This is a genomic window from Bilifractor sp. LCP21S3_A7 (assembly GCF_052118825.1).
GTDB lineage: Bacteria > Bacillota > Clostridia > Lachnospirales > Lachnospiraceae > Bilifractor.
On the sequence record NZ_JBQKGL010000005.1, the window covers coordinates 234,173 to 252,024 of the forward strand.

The window sequence follows — 17,852 nt, forward strand, 5'->3', positions numbered from 1 at the left end:
GTATTCTGATTAAGAATACAAGAGCAGGTGATGGGAATCGAACCCACGTATCCAGCTTGGAAGGCTGGTGTTCTACCATTGAACTACACCTGCGCAGTCGGGGTGACAAGATTCGAACTTGCGGCCTCCTGGTCCCAAACCAGGCGCTCTAGCCAAACTGAGCCACACCCCGAGAGACACAGGACGTACAGATCCCACAGATCCGAACTATCCGAACTCGCTCAACGCAAAAACTAGTATATTATAAGATTTTGCGGTTGTCAACAAAAATATTAATTAAAAGTGTCGGAATTTTAAGACGAATTCAGGCAAATTCCGAGAAAAATTCCTGCGGTAAGTTAATCATCCAGCTCTTTTATGGCAAAGTGAATATCATGGTGTCTGTCTATCTCAATTACACCGAAGGTAGGTTTTCTGCCGATCTGTCTGGGATAATTAAGGGATCCGGGATTCATTAGCGTCAGTCCGCGGCTTGTCTCAAGATAGGGCTTATGCGTATGTCCAAAGAGACAGACATCAACATTCCTGCTTTCGGCTTCCTCGCGGATCGCTGAGGGGCTTAGGGAGACTCCATACCGGTGCCCGTGACATACCCAGAATCTGTAATCATCGATTGTCACATTGAGATCTGCCGGCAGGCTGCTGTCCCAGTCATTATTACCGGAGACCATATACGTCGGGCAGTCCGCGTATTCCTGAATCGTGTGTTCCTGTCCTTCAATATCACCACAGTGGAAGACAGCGTCATAGGGTCCCGTTGAGTTTAATATTGCCTGCAGACGATCAATATTCCCATGTGTATCACTGATAACAAGTACTTTCATTCTGTGCCCTCCACATTTCTGATCTATGATTTGCGGCATTTCCGACCGAGTGGTCTGGTTCAGATTGAATGGTCAGTCCAGCTCATTTCTGAGAAGACGCTCCATTTCACGAAGAGCTTTTCCTCTATGGCTGATTTTGTTCTTTTCTTCCGGGAGAAGCTCCGCTGTGCTGCAGCTCATGTCGGGAAGCATGAAAATAGGATCATAGCCGAAGCCGTTAGTCCCACGTTCTTCATAGCCGATTTTTCCTTCGATGACCCCCCGGGTCGACAGAGTCCTGCCGTCCGGGAGTACCGCTGCCATCGCACATACAAATCGGGCGGTTCTCTCCGGAACGGGAACGTCTTTCAGGTTTTCGATGATTTTTGCGTTCTTGATTCGGTAAGAAGTGTCATGACCCATCCAGCGGGCGGAATAAACGCCGGGAAGCTTATCCATGGCGTCCACCTCGAGACCGGAATCATCTGCCATCACAATAGCGCTGCGATATCTGTCCGGTAGAACCGCCGCAATGGCTCTGGCCTTGATGAGAGCATTTTCAGTGAAGGTTTTCCCGTTTTCCTCGATGTCGCAGGAGATTCCGGCATCGGCCATGGACAGAATGGTGACCGGCAAACTGCTCATGATCTCCCGGATTTCTGCCAGTTTGTCCTTATTGCCTGTTGCAAAAATGATCGTATGCATTCGTAATTCCTTTCGCTTCTCTTCTGTATCTGGAGATTCCCGCCTGCTGAGAACCGGATCAGCCTTCTGATTCCGGGTGAGGCTTGCGGCGCGGAGGCTTCGGCCCCGGGTACTGGTAAAAATATGTCTTCATCATTCCGTTGTAAATCTTCCGATTCTTTGGTGCGGTTCTGCCGATGTATCGCTCTGCGTCCGGATAGCCGCTGATGACGTACAGAGACCAGGTGTCCAGTTTCGCAAAGCGTTCCCCGAGGGTTCTGTAAAGCGCCGGAAGCGCGCTTTTCTCTTCCAGACGTTCGCCGTAAGGCGGATTCGTCACAATAAAACCGTATTTCCCCGGATGAGAAAGCTCGGAAACCGGACGCTGCTGAAAATGGATCATGTGATCGACACCGGCCAGCTTTGCATTCTCACGAGCGAATCCGACTACCTCGCGGTCAATATCATAGCCTTGAATATCGGTCTGCACATCTGTGCGGACCCGGTCCTCCGCCTCTTCTCTCACATCTGACCAGCTTCTTTCCGGAATCAGATGTTTCCATTCCTCAGACAGAAAGGATCTGTGAATACCGGGAGCCATATCCGCGGCCATCATGGCGGCCTCTATGCAGAAGGTTCCGCTTCCGCAGAACGGATCCACGAGAATTCTGTCGGCCTTCCATGGTGTCAGCATCAGAAGGGCGGATGCGAGAGTTTCTGTGATCGGCGCCTTTGCGGTGAACTGGCGGTATCCTCTTTTGTGAAGAGAGGTACCGGTCGTGTCCAGCCCGACTGTGACCACATCTTTCAGAAGGGAAACCCGAATCGGGTACGGCTCTCCGTCTTCCGGGAACCATTCGACCTTGTATTTCTCCTTCAGACGCTCCACGATCGCTTTCTTCATAATGGATTGTATGTCAGACGGGCTGAAGAGTTTGCTCTTAATAGAGTTTGCCTTGGCAATCCAAAATTTTCCATGCTGCGGGATGTAGTGTTCCCACGGCAGTGATTTTGTGGCTTCGAAGAGCTCATCATAAGTTACAGCTCTGAACTGCCCAACCTTAAGAAGAATCCGTTCGGTTGTGCGCAGGAACATGTTGGCATAGGCAACAGCTTCCGCGTCTCCTTCAAAGGTAACCTTTCCGTCTTCTACTTCTGTTATCTCATAACCGAGATCGATGACCTCCCGTTTCATCACTGCTTCCAGCCCGAAATGACAGGGCGCGATCAGCTCATATTTCTCCATGTAATTCTCCTGTGTTATACTGCCGGACGTGTTCTCCCCATACGAATGGATTTCACGGCGATTTCCGGGTGCGGATCCATAAGCTGTGTTATCTGACGATTTTTGCGTCTGGTAAGAGAAACGCCCCGGTAGGGGAGCTACCGAGGCATTTCGAGGGGAGTATAAATAATTAATAAGGGGTTATTAATTGTAAAAAAAATTTTTTGAAGGGTAAATTCTTTTTACGTATAGAATTATATAACATGCTTAATAAAAATGCAACAGAAATTTTCCAAATAGACGTATTATTCGTGCAATGCGGCAAATAGCTGTTGTTCATTTCTGGAGGTCGGTTACAATTCTGCCAAATTGCATATAGTGGGATGCCTTTACGAGAATCGTGTCTCCGTCCCTGAAAAGTCCTGGAACTTCTTCGAGAAATTTATCGATGGTCTTGAAGTGCCGGATATCGGTCCTTCCGGCCGAAGTCTTACGTGCGCCCCTGCAGATTGCCTTGGAAAGCGGCCCAACGCAATATATTGCATCGAGCTTTAGTCTGCCGGCATGTGCACCGACTTCCTCATGCAGCTGCTCGGATTCATTGCCCAGTTCTCCCATATCTCCCAGAACCGCTATTCTCCTGCCGGAGCCTTCCTGCAGAATATCAAGCGAAGCTTTCATGGAGGCGGGGTTTGCGTTATAGCAGTCATCTACGAGAGTAAAACGTCCGGTGTGGATGATATGAAATCTTCCGCTTAAAGACTCACAGCTTTCGATTCCGCTGCGAATCTGATCAAGGGTTAGGCCATAGGTGAGACCTGCCGCGGCGCCTGCAAGCGCGTTATAAATCATATGGGTGCCGGGAAGAGGAATCAGTACCAGGAAGCTTCCGGCAGGAGTTATAATCCGGCATTTGGTGCCGTCAAGCCCCTGTGGGTCAATCTCATCGGCATAAAAATCGTTCGGATGTGAATAACCTTCCTTCGAAAGACCAAAACGGACCGGCCTGACACCGGATTTTTCTTCAATGGTTGAAAGCTTGTCATCATCGCCGTTGAGGATGATGTGGCCGTCAGAGTTGAAGAAATCAAAGACCTCTGACTTCGCCTTCAGGATACCGTCGCGGCTCTTCAAAAACTCCAGGTGCGCCGTTCCGATATTTGTCATGATTACGGTATCAGGATGGACGATGGATGCAAGTCGGTGCATCTCACCGAAATGATTTATGCCCATTTCGATGACGCCGATTTCGTCCTCTTCTCTCATCCGGAAAACGGTCATGGGGACGCCCAGCTCATTATTGAAGTTTCCCTCTGTTTTCAGTACGCGGTATTTCTGGCTGAGTACAGCTGCTGTCATCTCCTTGGTACTTGTCTTCCCGACGCTTCCGACGATGCCGACAATCGGCTTATTGAGCTGCCTGAGATAAAATTCCGCGATGTCCTTTACAGCCTGCAGCGTGGAAGAAACTGTGACAGATGTGATCTCCAGGTTTTCAGGAATTTCATATTCCTTACGGAGCGTTTCCGGATCCTTCTCGGTAAGGACCGCTGCGGCGCCTGCTTCTATAACCTGTCGGATAAACCGGTGACCGTCTGTCCGTTCGCCGCGGATCGCAACAAAAAGGCAACCTTTTGTAACCTTTCTGCTGTCTGTGACAATATCGGTCACGGTAAATTCTCTTTTATCCTCGGGTCCGTCGTATTTTCCGTCTGTTACCAGTGCAATATTGGACAGAGTAAGATTTTTCATGAATGCGCCTCCGAACAGCTTCCGGATTGAGGAAGTCTGCCGCACAGGGACAATCCGGATTTAATATTAGTGTACGCCCCGCTTGCGGGGTTGGAGTGGTTATTGCTCATATCTTTTCAGAGATACGTCGATCAGTTTCTGACAGAGATGATCAAAATCGATTCCGACAGCCGCTGCCTCCTGTGGTACGAGACTGGTTGGCGTCATGCCGGGAAGTGTGTTAACTTCCAGACAGAACACCTTCTGATCTGATTTTCGCACGAGGAAGTCCATGCGGCCGTAGCCGATCAGGCCTATGGCGTCTGCTGCCTTTAATGCTTCGTCCTGTATCTTTTTTGTGAGATCATCTGAGATGGGCGCGGGACAGAGCTCCTCGGTCGCTCCTGCGGTATATTTATTCCGGAAGTCATAGTAGCCGGTTTTGGGGGTAATCATGACTACCGGATAGGCTTTGCCGTCGATGACACAGCAGGTGAATTCACCGCCTTCGATGAATTCCTCGATGACAGCAGAGCTTTCAAGCCGGAACGCAAGATCAATCCCGTTCTGCACATCCTCTTCCGTGCGGCAGATTGTGATTCCGACGGAAGAACCTCCGCAACAGGGCTTGACAATGACAGGGAGTTCCATCCCGAACTCCGACGCGCTTCTGCGGGAATCTCCGCGATATATCGTGATGCCTGACGGTGTATTTACACCGGAGGCCTGAAATACCTGCTTGGTTCTGGATTTGTCCATTGCGATTGCGCTGCTGATATAATCAGTGCCTGTGTATCTGATACCGAGCAGGTCAAATGCTGCCTGCACTCTTCCGTCTTCGCCGTTTGATCCGTGAAGCGCAAGGAAAACAATATCAGCTTCTTCACAAAGTGCAATTACATTGGGACCGAAAAAGCTCCGGCGGCTCTTTCTGGCTTCTTCCAGCTGCGGATTGAAGCCTTTGATGTATTCTGCTGCTGCGTCCGTGTCGTATTCACCATCGAAGGCTGTAGCCGGGTCTGCCTCCTTCCAGCCGAAAAAAACATCCAGAAGGATGGACTTGTGGCCAAGCCTTCGTAAAGCCTTGCAGATTCCAGTTCCCGATACGATGGAAACTTCTCTTTCGGTACTTGTTCCTGCTGCGAGCACTACAATTTTCATATTTGACTTCCTTTTTCTTTCCTTAATGATGTAAGACTTGTATTATGCCTTCTATAGTAAGATCAGCAAGATCTGTTTTTCTGTCCTGCTGCAACCTGAAAAGGTCATCCGCCGGACGCGGATGTTATTCACATATCGAGCACGGATGTTATGCGGAACTTTTTTGCGTGAACAGGACACATGCGCTGGTCAGACCAACAGGTTCATTGTAGCAGTATCCGTAAAATTTGCAATCCCGAAATCAGAGACCGATTGAGGCTTTCCATGCAAAAAGTGGTCTGTGCGGTCATTGCGGGATATCCTGGGCGTTTCGGTTACTGATTCGAAAGCGCGACGTTTGCAGATGCGTCTGCACTGGTGGGCTGCGGGCCTACCGGCTGGTCCTCCGAATAGTATACGACAACGGGATATCCGACATCCATTACATCGAAGATCTTTGCCGCGGCATCCTTTGGTGTGTTGATGCAGCCGTTAGATCCGTTGGTCAGATAGGTATTCTTGTTCTCAAACTGGGCTTCCGTTCTCCAGTAGGCATCGTGAATTCCGCAGGAGTCGACAAAGGGGAGCCAGTAGCTGATCTTTACGTTGTGAGCCTCCGGGAAGGTGGTGTTGCTCTCTTTTCCATCGATGGCATATACACTTCCAGACGGAGTATCCTGGCCCAGCGAATGGTTTCCAGTGATCACCGGTGTGTCTACGATCAGCGTGCCGTCCTTATAGCACCACATCTCCTGTTTGGTGATGCAGATTTCCACATAGGTGCCTCCGATATCATTGGCACCGCGGTCGAGGGCGCTGTACAGATAGATGGGATCACGCTGCCCACTGTCACCGTTCAGGATGGCGTTATATAAATCGTTGGTGGTTTCTTCCTGATAAATACACCAGCCGTAGTCCCCGCCGCCCTCGAGCTGAATCTCTTTGCCGCTCGTTGTGCGGAATTTGCGGGAGAGGCCGTAGGTATCGGTATCATAGGCCATGTTTTTTACCCATTCGGCAAGCTTGTCCTTGCTGAGGGTATATCCCTCCTTGTCATCCTCGACCAGAAAATCACGGATGTTGGAGCTGTTAATGGTAAATTCCTTATCTGCCAGGTTATAGGTGATATTGATATTCAGCAGCTTATTGATGTCGGCTGCCTTCTCCTGGATATCCGAAGAGCTCTCATTTTCGGTTGGCTTCTCATAGAGGTCAAGATCCTCAAAATTAATTTCCGTTTTGTGGTTTTCAATTGCGTTGATGATGGCTGCCTTTGTCTTTTCGTAATTCAGAGTGTTGCCCTGAACGCTTTCGGAAACGGTAAAGTCACTGCCATTATCGACAATTTTCGCATTTTCCGGCGCTTGAATATCGGGAGCGGAGAAGGCGTTCATCTTATTCATTACATCTTCGATAGAACCGGAATCATAGGTGTACCCAAGAGGAATGTGGTATTTTTTTCCGAGAGTGATGTGGAAAATCCAGAATCTGGAATCCTGATCATCCAGGAGTTTATCGACGGTGCCATCGTCCTGATACGTCAGGTAGATCTGATCTCCGGTGATCTTGTCTGAGACATTGTTCCGCTCTTTACAGGTAAGCGTGTACTTGCGCATCTGATTCTGGATGGCATACCGCGCCTGGTCAGCGGTCATCTCGCCGACATTGATGCCGTTTATGGTTGAATTGTTGTAAAAGTGTGTCTTGAAATGGTAGATGCCAAAGGCATAAATACCAATCAGAATAAGAATCAGAAGTACCAGAAGAAACAGCATACTTACCAGATTCTTGGAAAGTTTCTTCATATATCTAAAATCCTTTCTGCAGTTTTTCTTTTATAAAATTCTTTATTCGCTGACCTTTCGGTAATTCTTCTCTAAAGAATCCCTTGTGGAATGATCTCCCTGCTGCTTTTTATAAGTCCCGTGTTGGTTTTTCTGAAATTATTACATTCCGTCAGATCCGCCTGTTCGCATCCAGCGCCCCGTTGATCCGCACGGAAGCACGAGGCCGGTGGAGGTGACCGGAAGTCCGATTTCCGAAGATTCAATCTTTCCCCCGCGGTCTGCCAGTGCGACAGAAAGCATATAGGTGAGTACGGAGGGCGCCAGGCCGGTTGTATAGGAATTGATCAGACAGAAAATTGCATCGTCGCTCAGGAGCTTTGCGCAGAGCTCAAGAAATGGATAGATATTTTCCTCCATCTTCCAGATCTCTCCTTTCGGGCCTCTTCCGTACGAGGGGGGATCCATAATGATCCCGTCATAATGATGGCCTCTCCGGATCTCCCGTTCGATGAACTTCGTACAATCATCCACGAGCCAGCGGATCGGGCGGCCTGACAGACCGGATGATTCCGCGTTTTCCCTTGCCCATGTCACCATTCCTTTGGAAGCGTCAACGTGTGTGACCTGCGCACCGGCTGCCGCTGCCGAAAGTGTTGCGCCTCCGGTATAGGCAAAGAGATTCAGGATACGGACCGGTCTTGTCATCCCGGTCTCAGGATCCAGGTCACCGGAATTTTCGCGCCGTTTTATTTCATCTCTTATCTTTGCCGAGCACCAATCCCAGTTAACTGCCTGCTCCGGAAACAGTCCTGTATGCTTAAAACTGAACGGCTTGAGATTAAAGGTGAGACTGCGATAGTGGATCTGCCATTGTTTCGGAAGATCGAAGAACTCCCATTCGCCACCGCCCCGGGTGCTTCTATGATAATGTCCGTTGCACTTTCTCCAGCCGTGCGCCTTTTTTTCTGTATTCCAGATGACCTGGGGATCCGGGCGGATCAGAAGATAATCACCCCATCGTTCCAGTTTTTCACCGGATGAGGTATCCAGTACTTCATAATCGTTCCAGTTATCTGCTAACCACATTTTTATAACCTCACATATTAGAAATGTATCAGAATGGGCTTATTATACGTTATTTCATTTATTAATTCAATGTGTAACCCTACGTATAAGATCAACGGTAAGGGCGAAACGGTAAAAGCACCGGAAAGATCAAGTAAGGGCGAAACGGTAAAATCACCGGTCAAAAAACAACATTGATTTTGACATCGGGTTGTGTTATAGTAATCTTTGTAGTTGATGCAGGTGTAGTTCATCGGTAGAACACCAGCTTCCCAAGCTGGGGAGGCGGGTTCGATTCCCGTCACTTGCTTTTGAAAGCCCCTGAGACCTTTGTTCATTTCATGGTTTCAGGGGCTTCGTCTGTTATTGTGTTATGGAAGCGGGGCGAACTTCCGGGCTCAGATGTTTCGGCATCGAAGATCACCGCGTCCGAAAGCGTATCAAGTATCTGAAGGAGTATTTCGCGTCCGAAGGCGTATCGGATACGGGTCGTGTGCACAATGAAAAAGCGGATTTGTGAAAGCCCCGATTTTCATAAACGAATCGTCTGCATGGACGCAGACAGCAGAGTCTGATACTCTTTCACCAGATGATAAAATGTACCTTTGCGTACCCCTGCTTCTTTCATGAATTCGACGGCAGTGATCCTTTTCGCTGTCCACTTCGGGTATAGTTCATACCAGTTTTCAGGGAAGCTGATCTTTTTTCTCCCTCCCTTAGCGTTGGAACCGGATCGAATCTCGAATGCAGGATCATTCATCAGATCTTCAAAGACATTGATCAGCGTCTTCAATGCGATCGTGTTTGTCATGCTGTCGATCTGACAGGTGACGGGATATCGGGCAATGGCGAGCGTGACGTGATGACGCAGCATCCATTTCAGTTCTTTCAGAATCTCTGCCTTGTTCCTTCCGAAATTGCTGACGGTTGAGGTGATCACCAGTCCCTTTTCTGCGGAAAGATTCTGCTTCATCATCCGGTAAGCCAGATTATCTCTTTCGGAGTCCCGGTAAAGATCATAGGAGTCGTAGATTCCGCCGCAGATCCGTCGAATCAGATCCTCGTCTGTTGTTTCATCGCCGTAATTATATACACAAACCGCCATATATATTGCTCCCTCAATTCCGGTGCTCTTCTGCTGTCTCGATTCGTTTCTTGTTCAAGATTACCACAAATCTAAAAAATCTGAAATATGATCCTGTTTTCTTTTTTCATATATCGTCATTGATGTTCCGGTGAATAGCTGGTCTGATCGTTGATATGGTGAACTACTTGGCAAGAAGCTGCCAGGCAGCTCACCATGCCAGGTTTCATTTACGCGAACAGTGAGCCGCAGCCGAATGCGAAGTATTCGTGTGCGGCGAGCGTCGCGATAGCGAGATAAAACTCGCACAGCGTGTTTTATCTCGTTGTGAACAATTTATGAAATTGGTTATGTACCTTGACAGTTCGTCGAATATCAGATATTATTTAGGCACCTAATTAAAAGAAACCAAAACAATGTGTCCTCCAAGTGGGGCACCACATAGTGTATAAGCTACGGATTGCTCCGTGCTTCGCACTCTCGCGATCCTGAAAGAGGGAATATAATATGAATAATCAGATTAATGCAGATACAAATACAATATTAAGAAACCAAGATGTGGCAGATACCATCCCGGATGCTAATGTTTGCAGCGGATGCGGAAAACACTGCTCTCTAAAGAATCCGTCCTGTGGGAAGGGAGCGGCACTCGCCAGGGAGCGCGGAATAACAGTGAGTGGGGGCGAGACCGGATTTTCCGGTCGCCCGAGCCAATCTGTGCATTCCGTCCGTACCGGTCATCCCGGTCAGTCCCGCCATTTCGATTCTTCTGGCCGTACCGGTCATCCCGGTCATTTCAGCCATCTTGATCGCTCCGGTCATTTTGACCACGAAGGGTCAGATGGCAGAGATGGTCATAAGAATTATCACAGACATTCCCGTCACGAGAATTATGATTTCGAGAACTGTGAGGATCTTGATCTTCTCTTTCGAAGCTGCGCGCATATGCTTCACCACAAGGAACGGCGAAGCGGTTCGCGGGAGCAGATTCTGACATATCTCATGGAGAATGGCAGTGCTTTTCAGAAAGATATTCAGGAAGAGCTTCGGGTTCAGCCTGGATCGGTTTCAGAGCTTCTGTCGAAACTTGAGAAGAATGATTTGATTGTCAGAAAAAAAAGCAGGTTGGATAAACGTGCTGTCATTATCAGTCTTACCCAAAAAGGAGCAGCGGAGACGAAGGTACGGCTGCAGAAAGAAGAGAATTCTCCGTTTGATGTGCTGACTGACGAGGAACAGGAGACACTTCGAACTATTCTCAGAAAGTTATTGTCCCCTGAAGACTGAAAATGTATTGTAAAGGCAGTCTCGGCATGGTTCTCTTTTCTGATATTATCGGGTATAATAATAAAGAAAAATAATCAGGTTATAAATTTCAGACGACAAGCCTCTCTTCAGTATGTTCGAACGGTTGAAAGCGGAAACGATGATAAGATCCGTGTGCTATGAACCCGCACGGCCGTGTGAAAACAGTCAGGTCGGGCAATCTGAGCAGGTATCGGAGGATTCAATGGATTTAGATAAAGCAATTGATCTGCTGATAAAGAATAAATACCTGTTTTGGGTATCGGAAAACCATACTGACAGTGAATTCAGTATCATCAGATATAAGGTTCTGCGTGGAGAACATCGCGGTATGATTCAGATTCATTACCGCTCGGGAAAGGTATTTATGATAGACGCCGACGCGGAAATGATGGAAAAAAATTCGGACCTTTCCGGGATCAGTCGTAATCTGTCCGGATGCGGCAGGACCATTAAAGATGAACTCCTTCGTGAGCTTTTTATTCAGGGAAACGTGATGGAGTTTCTTGCCAGAGTTCTGAGCGGTTCATCTGAGGACGAAAGCGTCGGCGAAAAAACGGTTATCCGTTCGATCCCGAAATATGATCGCGAAGTTGTGGACCGCTTTATCAGGTACCTTGAGGAAAACCCTGATGATAATTCCAATATCCGGGAACTGGCACAGCAATTCGCGATGAGTGCCGGAAAATTGCAGAATCTCTTCCACTATTACACCGGTATCACAGTTAAGGATTACCGTGACAGGGTTCGAATTGAAAAAGCCATTCACCTGCTGAGCGAGACCGATCTTCCGCTCTTTGCCATTGCAAAAGAAGTCGGTTTTCGCAATTCCAGCAGCTTCAGTGTTTTTTTTAAGAATAATACAGGAAAAACGCCCGGGGAAATACGCACAGCGGCTGCATATCAGTGATATGCAGCCGCTGTTCACGCCTGTGCATGTTGAAAAACAAATTCAAATAGTTATTCCGGCTGCCAGAAGGTTGCCGTGACAGATGTCCAGTCATCGTTACAGGTGTACATGATGATACCTCCTGCATTGATATTGCTTGCGCTTCTGCCGTCGGCGGTAACGAGATCATAGCCTGTATTAGTCGCCTGAGCTGTTTCTGTGCAGATATAGGTGGTGATTGTCCCGTCGGTGTTCTTGATATAAGCTTCCGTTCCCGGCACCACGGATTTGATGGCGTCAAACCCCTGAAAATTGTGGTCGCCAATCCATACTTCATCAGAATTGGAGAAGACCATGTATGCTGCACTGTCCTCTGCGTCACAGATGGCCTGGGCTGCCTCGTCTCCGGTATTGTCATCGACATAATTCAACGCGACATTGATGCCTGCCGATGGGATGAACAGACGTCCGACATTCCCTGTTGTGCCGTTGAAAGAATACTCGATTCCATCCGCGTTGTAATAATTTCCGTCAATCCATCCGGTCTGCATTACGCCGTCTTCATTAAAATAATAATTTTCACCGTCAATGGAAGCATTTCCGGTTGTAAGAGTACCGTCCGAGCCAAGGTAATAGGTACTGCCGTTTTCGGAATACCATCCGGTCACCTCATTTCCTGCTGCGTCAAAACGGTAGGTGTGACCATCGATGACTTTCCAGGAATTCGTGACCGGTATATTCTCAATAAAATATTTTCCATCGGACCATCCGTTCAGGTAAACGGGTTCTTCTGCTTCTGAAGAATAACTGGTTTGTGATCCGGTTGCGGCAGAGGTAATGGTTTTGGCAGTCTTCGCGTCAGAACTGGTGCGGTCAGCGGAAGATGCAGTTGCCATTGTTTCTGGAGAAGATGTCTCCTGTATGGTCTGAGCAGCGTATGCTCTTGCCGGGGCTTGTGCCTGAAATGCTGCCGCTGCGCTGCCTGCGATGATGGTTCCTGAAATGATTCCGATTAATAATTTTGATGCTGCCATCTGAATCTGCCTTTCTTGTGTTTCGGGTTACCCTGCTGCTTTTAAAATGTGTGTGGCGAAGGCCGATCAATATGAGGACGGGTGGACAGGACCACAGCTCGTATCTCGGTTTGCGCAGTGGTATCGCAGTGCTTGTTCTGCCTTGTTCAGCGGTAGCTCCGATTATATTTTGCTTTGCTCTTATCCAGTATAGATTGTATCGCTGTTGTTACAAGAGGTCTGGAGTTTTTATGTTTGAATTCGAAAGAACCTGATTTAAATTCAAAAGATAAATAGACGGATTCGAAATAAAAATGAACAGATTCAAAATATCTGATAGATGGATCAGGCATTGTTACCGCCGGTCCGTAAGAAGATTCAAAAAAGCAGAAAGTGGTATTCCGGTCCATGCGTCCCTGTGATACTATGAGACAGGAGGCTCTCTGGAAGACGCCTTCATAGAACAGATAAATGATTTTTATCAGGGAAAGAAGGATGGGAATGAGAAAAATAGACGAATCCGTTTTTCAGGCGGACGGCAGCCGTATTGTCGGCGAAGTTGAGATCGGGAAAGACTCGGGGGTATGGTATAATGCAGTGATTCGCGGCGTCCCTTCCCAGATTAAGATTGGTGAGAGAACAAATGTGCAGGACAATGTAGTTATTCACGGTGATCCGGAGTGCCCGGTTGAAATCGGAGATAATGTTACGATCGGACATTCTGCGATCGTGCACGGGTGCACGGTCCGGGACAATACACTGATCGGAATGGGAGCAATTATTCTGAACAGAGCAGTGATCGGAAGTAACTGTATCATTGGCGCCGGGGCTCTTGTAACGCAGGGATGTGTGATACCGGATAATTCGCTTGCATTCGGAAGTCCGGCGAGAGTAATCCGCATGCTGACGGATGAGGAAATCGAGGGAAATCGTATCAGTGCACAGCATTATGTAGATTTTGCAAAAAAAATGATGTGACCGGTCTTTGTGCTGTAAAAGAAATGTATCAATATGTAAATGGCTCCATGCCGGCAAATCGGTTGAAGACTTTCCACACAGCATTCAACGAGATAAAACACGCTGCGCGAGTTTTATCTCGCTATCGCGACGCTCGCCGCACACGAATACTTCGCATTCGGCTGCGGCTCACTGTTCGCGTAAAAAGACTGCCGTATCATTCTCTATCTGAGAACAATACGACAGCCTTAAGTTTTCACTGGTTGAATTTGTGTCGGGTTATTTCGCGTAATCGGTTACGCGACTTTCACGAATTACATTGACCTTGATCTGTCCCGGATACTGCATACTGTCCTCAATCTTCTTGGCAATATCGCGAGCAAGCAATACCATGTCGGCATCGCTTACCTGATCAGGAACGACCATAACACGTACTTCTCTACCTGCCTGAATTGCAAAAGACTTCTCTACACCTTTAAAGGAATTGGTGATGTCCTCAAGGTCCTTTAATCTGTTGGTATAAGCCTCCAGGGTCTCGCGGCGAGCTCCTGGTCTGGCTGCGGAAATAGCATCTGCTGCCTGAACGATGCAGGCAATCAAAGACTGCGGCTCGACATCTCCGTGGTGAGATTCTACCGCATTAACGACAATGGCGGGTTCCTTGTATTTCCGGCAAAGATCCGCCCCGATCTGTACATGAGACCCTTCGACCTCATGGTCTATAGATTTGCCTATGTCGTGAAGAAGACCGGCTCTCTTGGCCATACGGATATCCAATCCGATCTCTCCGGCGAGAAGGCCGGAAAGCTGAGCAACTTCAATTGAGTGCTTCAACGCATTCTGGCCGTAGCTTGTACGGAAAGTCATGCGGCCGAGGAGCTTTACAAGCTCCGGATGAATGCCATGAACTCCGACTTCAAGGAGTGCGGATTCACCTTCCTCACGGATTCGGTTGTCAACTTCCTTCTTGGCTTTTTCAACGGTCTCTTCGATGCGTGCCGGATGGATGCGTCCGTCAACGATCAGCTTCTCCAGAGCGATCCGCGCTACTTCTCTCCGGATCGGATCAAAGGATGAAAGCACGACAGCCTCCGGTGTATCATCAATAATGAGATCTACACCGGTAGCCTGTTCGAGGGCCCGGATGTTTCTGCCCTCACGGCCTATAATACGTCCCTTCATTTCATCGCTTGGAAGCTCAACCACAGAAATCGTAGACTCGGATACATGATCCACAGCACATTTTTCAATTGCTGTCACTACATATTCCTGTGCCTTCTTGTCCGCGTCTTCCTTCGCTTTGTCTACATAATCCTTGTAGAGCTTTGCCGCATCAATCTTTACTTCGTCTTCAACAGATTTTAACAGAAATTCTTTTGCTTCTTCGGAGGTCATGCCGGAGATTTTCTCCAGCTCCTGTACGCGTTGGTTTTGTAATTCATCAACCCTTTTTTCTTTTTCGAGTAATTTCGCTTCCTTTGCTGAAAGATTTCCCTCGCGCCGCTCCAGATTATCTGCCTTTTTCTCGACAGATTCCTCTTTTGCGAGCACTCGTTTTTCATACTTCTGCAATTCCGCCCGGCGTTCGCGATTTTCCTTCTCTCTTTCATTTTTCAGCTTCAGGTTCTCCTCCTGAGCCTCGAGAAGGGCTTCGCGCTTTTTAGTTTCAGCAGTTTTCAGTGCCTCATCTATGATGCCTCGAGCCTGTTCCTCGGCAGTGCCAATTTTGGTCTGATCTTCGCGGACCTTTTTTGCGACTGCCAGCTTGCTGACTAGCGGAACTGCAATAAGCAGAGTAACAATCACAGCAATGACCGCGACAATCACATGGATGATTATCGGGTTAATCATTACAAATGTACCTCCTTATTTTGTTGTCACAGTTCAATACCAGTATTTATTTTATACATTTTTCACAATATTGTCAACGCTGTGATGGACGAATTGTCAAAAACTGACTGAATTGAATTGTCAGAAAGACATGCGGTGAGACTTGAAACTGATGAGTAATTGAAGCTATCTTCCGGATGCTTCCTGAAAGGTTCGGAGAGCCTTCCAGATTTCAGACGAAGGGAATCCCTTCCGTGCCAGAAAACCATAGGTCCTGCGGAGCTCTTTGTCATCCATTGCATGAGGTTCTCCGGCCTTTTTGAGGATGAGCTGATCAATCAGCTCTTGCTCATCGTATGGCACTTCATCAAATGCCTGACTGATCTCCTCTTCCGTGACACCCCTATCCTCAAGCTCGCGCCGGATCATATTCCGGCTTTTGCGAAATTTCATGGATGCGATATAATTCTCCGCGTATTTTTCATCGTTAACATATCCGAATGACTGACAGTATTCGATCGCCTTGCTGGTCTGCTCCTCCGGAAAGCCTTCTTCCAGCAGCCGGGTTCGAAGCTCCTGCCTGGTTCTGCCCTTATACAGCAGAAGCTTCATTGCTCTTGCGGCTGCTTTTCTGGAATCATCGGTCAGCACAGGAGGCTTAGGGGAGTCCGGAAACTCTCCATTAAGATTGTTCGTAAAAGTTACAGCATTCCATTCTTTCATAAATCTTCTCCGCCTCCTGACAATGCGATTTGATTATCTTACTGTTCTTCAGAATCTGTCGTTGCAGACGCAATGTCGGCGGGGGCTGTCTCTGAGGCCGCTCCATCCGTCGGAAGACCGTATGCCTCACGAACCTTGCCCTCAACTTCTGACATCACCTCGGGGTTTTGAGCCAGGAACTGCTTCGCATTCTCACGCCCCTGCCCGATCTTTTCGCCAAGGTAAGAATACCATGCACCACTCTTGTTGATAATTCCAAGATTAGCGGCAAGATCCAGGATATCTGCCTCTCGGGATATGCCCTTTCCGAACATGATATCGAACTCTGCTTCCTTGAAAGGCGGAGCTACCTTATTCTTCACCACTCTGACACGGGTATGGTTGCCGATTACCTCGCCGCCCTGCTTTAGAGATTCAATTCTGCGCACATCAAGACGAACCGAAGCATAAAACTTGAGCGCGCGGCCGCCGGTGGTTGTCTCTGGGTTTCCGAACATAACGCCGACCTTTTCGCGCAGCTGGTTGATAAACACAACAACACAGTTCGTCTTACTGATCGCCGCCGTGAGCTTACGACATGCCTGAGACATCATTCTTGCCTGCAGACCCACGTGGGAGTCACCCATTTCTCCGTCGATCTCAGCCTTCGGAACGAGTGCGGCAACCGAATCGACGATGATAATGTCGATGGCTCCGGAACGAACCATTGTCTCGGTGATCTCAAGTGCCTGCTCGCCGGAATCCGGCTGAGAAATGTACAGATTATCGATATCTACGCCGATGTTCTTCGCGTAAACAGGGTCGAGGGCGTGCTCAGCATCGATAAATCCTGCGATCCCGCCCCTCTTCTGCACCTCTGCGACCATATGAAGAGCTACCGTGGTCTTACCGGAAGATTCCGGCCCGTAGATCTCCACGATTCTTCCTCTCGGAATACCGCCGACGCCGAGAGCGATATCAAGACTCAGGGATCCTGTCGGAATCGCTTCGATATTCAGATTCGCGCCCTGGTCGCCGAGCTTCATAACCGCACCCTTTCCAAACTGCTTTTCGATCTGACCGAGAGCGGCGTCAAGCGCACGCTGCTTGTCCTGATTCTGATTTGAACTATTATTAGATGCCATGATAAAATCGTCACTGATAACGCAGAAAAAGGATGAATCCCGGGTCAGCCGGGCCGTCCTGTATCTGCCGTTTTCGAGTGGACTCTCCTTTCCTGTGAGATCATGTCCTGAGGGAATCAAACGTCAAAAAACGAACATTTGTTCGCGCACTGGTTATTATACTACACTACTTTCAAAACGTTGTCAATGCATTTAAGTGTACAATGGAGCGCTAATGGGCGTTAATAATACTAAGAAGAGAAAATGGAAGGTATGGACAGCTTAAGTGAAAAAGGGATGTTGGATAACAAATGAAGATGAAGAAAACATGAAGAAGATTATGCGGTTCGAGATGTGGTTTTATTATATCTTTAGAAAACAACTTCGTCAATGTAAAAAATAAGCTCTTCGAAAACGCTTTCCAGGTTCGTCGCACGCGAAGCGCGCGAAAGAGCCTGGAAGCGATTTCGAAGGCAACAAGTATGAGGACGAAGTGACGCGAAAGCGGCACGG

The 17,852-nt window shown here is 48.2% G+C and carries 15 protein-coding genes and 3 tRNA genes; 4 read left to right on the forward strand and 14 right to left on the reverse strand.

Annotated features, from left to right (window positions below; genetic code table 11):
* Positions 1-22: 22 nt before the first annotated feature.
* The 9 genes from ACTQ1O_RS06770 to ACTQ1O_RS06810 form a co-directional block, all read right to left on the reverse strand.
* A tRNA-Gly gene (locus ACTQ1O_RS06770) sits at positions 23-93 on the reverse strand.
* Between the two features lie 4 nt (positions 94-97).
* Positions 98-172, reverse strand: a tRNA-Pro gene (locus ACTQ1O_RS06775).
* A 166-nt stretch (positions 173-338) separates the two neighbouring features.
* Entirely contained in the window at positions 339-824 is a 486-nt protein-coding gene (locus ACTQ1O_RS06780; protein ID WP_441476132.1) for a metallophosphoesterase family protein, read from the reverse strand.
* 72 nt (positions 825-896) lie between these two features.
* Positions 897-1,508, reverse strand: a complete 612-nt coding sequence (gene rdgB, locus ACTQ1O_RS06785) for an RdgB/HAM1 family non-canonical purine NTP pyrophosphatase (protein ID WP_441486633.1) — start codon at positions 1,506-1,508, stop codon at positions 897-899.
* A gap of 58 nt (positions 1,509-1,566) precedes the next feature.
* Entirely contained in the window at positions 1,567-2,733 is a 1,167-nt protein-coding gene (locus ACTQ1O_RS06790) for a THUMP domain-containing class I SAM-dependent RNA methyltransferase (RefSeq protein WP_441486634.1), read from the reverse strand.
* Between the two features lie 315 nt (positions 2,734-3,048).
* Positions 3,049-4,464, reverse strand: coding sequence for a UDP-N-acetylmuramoyl-tripeptide--D-alanyl-D-alanine ligase (locus tag ACTQ1O_RS06795; protein WP_441486635.1), 1,416 nt, complete (start codon positions 4,462-4,464; stop codon positions 3,049-3,051).
* A gap of 99 nt (positions 4,465-4,563) precedes the next feature.
* Complete coding sequence (locus ACTQ1O_RS06800) at positions 4,564-5,604, reverse strand: D-alanine--D-alanine ligase family protein (protein ID WP_441486636.1); 1,041 nt, start codon at positions 5,602-5,604, stop codon at positions 4,564-4,566.
* 314 nt (positions 5,605-5,918) lie between these two features.
* A complete protein-coding gene (locus tag ACTQ1O_RS06805) occupies positions 5,919-7,388 on the reverse strand; it encodes a L,D-transpeptidase family protein (RefSeq protein WP_441486637.1) in 1,470 nt (489 codons plus the stop codon).
* 141 nt (positions 7,389-7,529) lie between these two features.
* Positions 7,530-8,456, reverse strand: coding sequence for a class I SAM-dependent methyltransferase (locus ACTQ1O_RS06810; RefSeq protein ID WP_441486638.1), 927 nt, complete (start codon positions 8,454-8,456; stop codon positions 7,530-7,532).
* Between the two features lie 218 nt (positions 8,457-8,674).
* Here ACTQ1O_RS06810 and ACTQ1O_RS06815 point away from each other — a divergent pair.
* Positions 8,675-8,745 (forward strand) — tRNA-Gly (locus ACTQ1O_RS06815).
* A 222-nt stretch (positions 8,746-8,967) separates the two neighbouring features.
* On the opposite strand, the gene ACTQ1O_RS06820 is transcribed toward ACTQ1O_RS06815, so the two are convergent.
* Positions 8,968-9,540: a hypothetical protein gene (locus tag ACTQ1O_RS06820; RefSeq protein ID WP_441486639.1), complete on the reverse strand. Its 573-nt coding sequence runs from the start codon at positions 9,538-9,540 to the stop codon at positions 8,968-8,970.
* Positions 9,541-10,026: 486 nt separating this feature from the next.
* Between ACTQ1O_RS06820 and ACTQ1O_RS06825 the strand changes: the two genes are divergently transcribed.
* Both ACTQ1O_RS06825 and ACTQ1O_RS06830 read left to right on the forward strand, forming a co-directional pair.
* On the forward strand, positions 10,027-10,806 hold the full coding sequence (locus ACTQ1O_RS06825) for a MarR family winged helix-turn-helix transcriptional regulator (RefSeq protein WP_441486640.1): 780 nt from the start codon (positions 10,027-10,029) through the stop codon (positions 10,804-10,806).
* A gap of 223 nt (positions 10,807-11,029) precedes the next feature.
* Positions 11,030-11,734 (forward strand): helix-turn-helix domain-containing protein, encoded by a 705-nt coding sequence (locus ACTQ1O_RS06830; protein ID WP_441486641.1) that lies wholly within the window; start codon positions 11,030-11,032, stop codon positions 11,732-11,734.
* Positions 11,735-11,784: 50 nt separating this feature from the next.
* Here the strand turns inward: ACTQ1O_RS06830 and ACTQ1O_RS06835 are convergent, their stop codons facing one another.
* Positions 11,785-12,747, reverse strand: coding sequence for a hypothetical protein (locus tag ACTQ1O_RS06835; protein ID WP_441486642.1), 963 nt, complete (start codon positions 12,745-12,747; stop codon positions 11,785-11,787).
* A 480-nt stretch (positions 12,748-13,227) separates the two neighbouring features.
* Here ACTQ1O_RS06835 and ACTQ1O_RS06840 point away from each other — a divergent pair, with 480 nt between their 5' ends.
* Positions 13,228-13,704, forward strand: a complete 477-nt coding sequence (locus ACTQ1O_RS06840; protein ID WP_441476143.1) for a gamma carbonic anhydrase family protein — start codon at positions 13,228-13,230, stop codon at positions 13,702-13,704.
* Between the two features lie 258 nt (positions 13,705-13,962).
* On the opposite strand, the gene rny is transcribed toward ACTQ1O_RS06840, so the two are convergent.
* From rny to recA, 3 genes are all read right to left on the reverse strand, one after another.
* Positions 13,963-15,534 carry a ribonuclease Y gene (gene rny / locus ACTQ1O_RS06845; RefSeq protein WP_441475437.1) on the reverse strand — a complete coding sequence of 524 codons (1,572 nt, stop codon included), beginning with the start codon at positions 15,532-15,534 and terminating at the stop codon, positions 13,963-13,965.
* A gap of 165 nt (positions 15,535-15,699) precedes the next feature.
* Positions 15,700-16,236, reverse strand: coding sequence for a regulatory protein RecX (locus tag ACTQ1O_RS06850; protein WP_441486643.1), 537 nt, complete (start codon positions 16,234-16,236; stop codon positions 15,700-15,702).
* Positions 16,237-16,274: 38 nt separating this feature from the next.
* Positions 16,275-17,360, reverse strand: a complete 1,086-nt coding sequence (gene recA, locus ACTQ1O_RS06855) for a recombinase RecA (protein WP_441486644.1) — start codon at positions 17,358-17,360, stop codon at positions 16,275-16,277.
* Between the last annotated feature and the right edge of the window lie 492 nt (positions 17,361-17,852).

What these genes read in the sequence shown, in the direction of transcription:
- ACTQ1O_RS06780 (WP_441476132.1), bottom strand. Translation starts at nt 824, where the DNA reads ATGAAAGTACTTGTTATCAGTGATACACATGGGAATATTGATCGTCTG.
- rdgB (WP_441486633.1), bottom strand. Translation starts at nt 1,508, where the DNA reads ATGCATACGATCATTTTTGCAACAGGCAATAAGGACAAACTGGCAGAA.
- ACTQ1O_RS06790 (WP_441486634.1), bottom strand. Translation starts at nt 2,733, where the DNA reads ATGGAGAAATATGAGCTGATCGCGCCCTGTCATTTCGGGCTGGAAGCA.
- ACTQ1O_RS06795 (WP_441486635.1), bottom strand. Translation starts at nt 4,464, where the DNA reads ATGAAAAATCTTACTCTGTCCAATATTGCACTGGTAACAGACGGAAAA.
- ACTQ1O_RS06800 (WP_441486636.1), bottom strand. Translation starts at nt 5,604, where the DNA reads ATGAAAATTGTAGTGCTCGCAGCAGGAACAAGTACCGAAAGAGAAGTT.
- ACTQ1O_RS06805 (WP_441486637.1), bottom strand. Translation starts at nt 7,388, where the DNA reads ATGAAGAAACTTTCCAAGAATCTGGTAAGTATGCTGTTTCTTCTGGTA.
- ACTQ1O_RS06810 (WP_441486638.1), bottom strand. Translation starts at nt 8,456, where the DNA reads ATGTGGTTAGCAGATAACTGGAACGATTATGAAGTACTGGATACCTCA.
- ACTQ1O_RS06820 (WP_441486639.1), bottom strand. Translation starts at nt 9,540, where the DNA reads ATGGCGGTTTGTGTATATAATTACGGCGATGAAACAACAGACGAGGAT.
- ACTQ1O_RS06825 (WP_441486640.1), top strand. Translation starts at nt 10,027, where the DNA reads ATGAATAATCAGATTAATGCAGATACAAATACAATATTAAGAAACCAA.
- ACTQ1O_RS06830 (WP_441486641.1), top strand. Translation starts at nt 11,030, where the DNA reads ATGGATTTAGATAAAGCAATTGATCTGCTGATAAAGAATAAATACCTG.
- ACTQ1O_RS06835 (WP_441486642.1), bottom strand. Translation starts at nt 12,747, where the DNA reads ATGGCAGCATCAAAATTATTAATCGGAATCATTTCAGGAACCATCATC.
- ACTQ1O_RS06840 (WP_441476143.1), top strand. Translation starts at nt 13,228, where the DNA reads ATGAGAAAAATAGACGAATCCGTTTTTCAGGCGGACGGCAGCCGTATT.
- rny (WP_441475437.1), bottom strand. Translation starts at nt 15,534, where the DNA reads ATGATTAACCCGATAATCATCCATGTGATTGTCGCGGTCATTGCTGTG.
- ACTQ1O_RS06850 (WP_441486643.1), bottom strand. Translation starts at nt 16,236, where the DNA reads ATGAAAGAATGGAATGCTGTAACTTTTACGAACAATCTTAATGGAGAG.
- recA (WP_441486644.1), bottom strand. Translation starts at nt 17,360, where the DNA reads ATGGCATCTAATAATAGTTCAAATCAGAATCAGGACAAGCAGCGTGCG.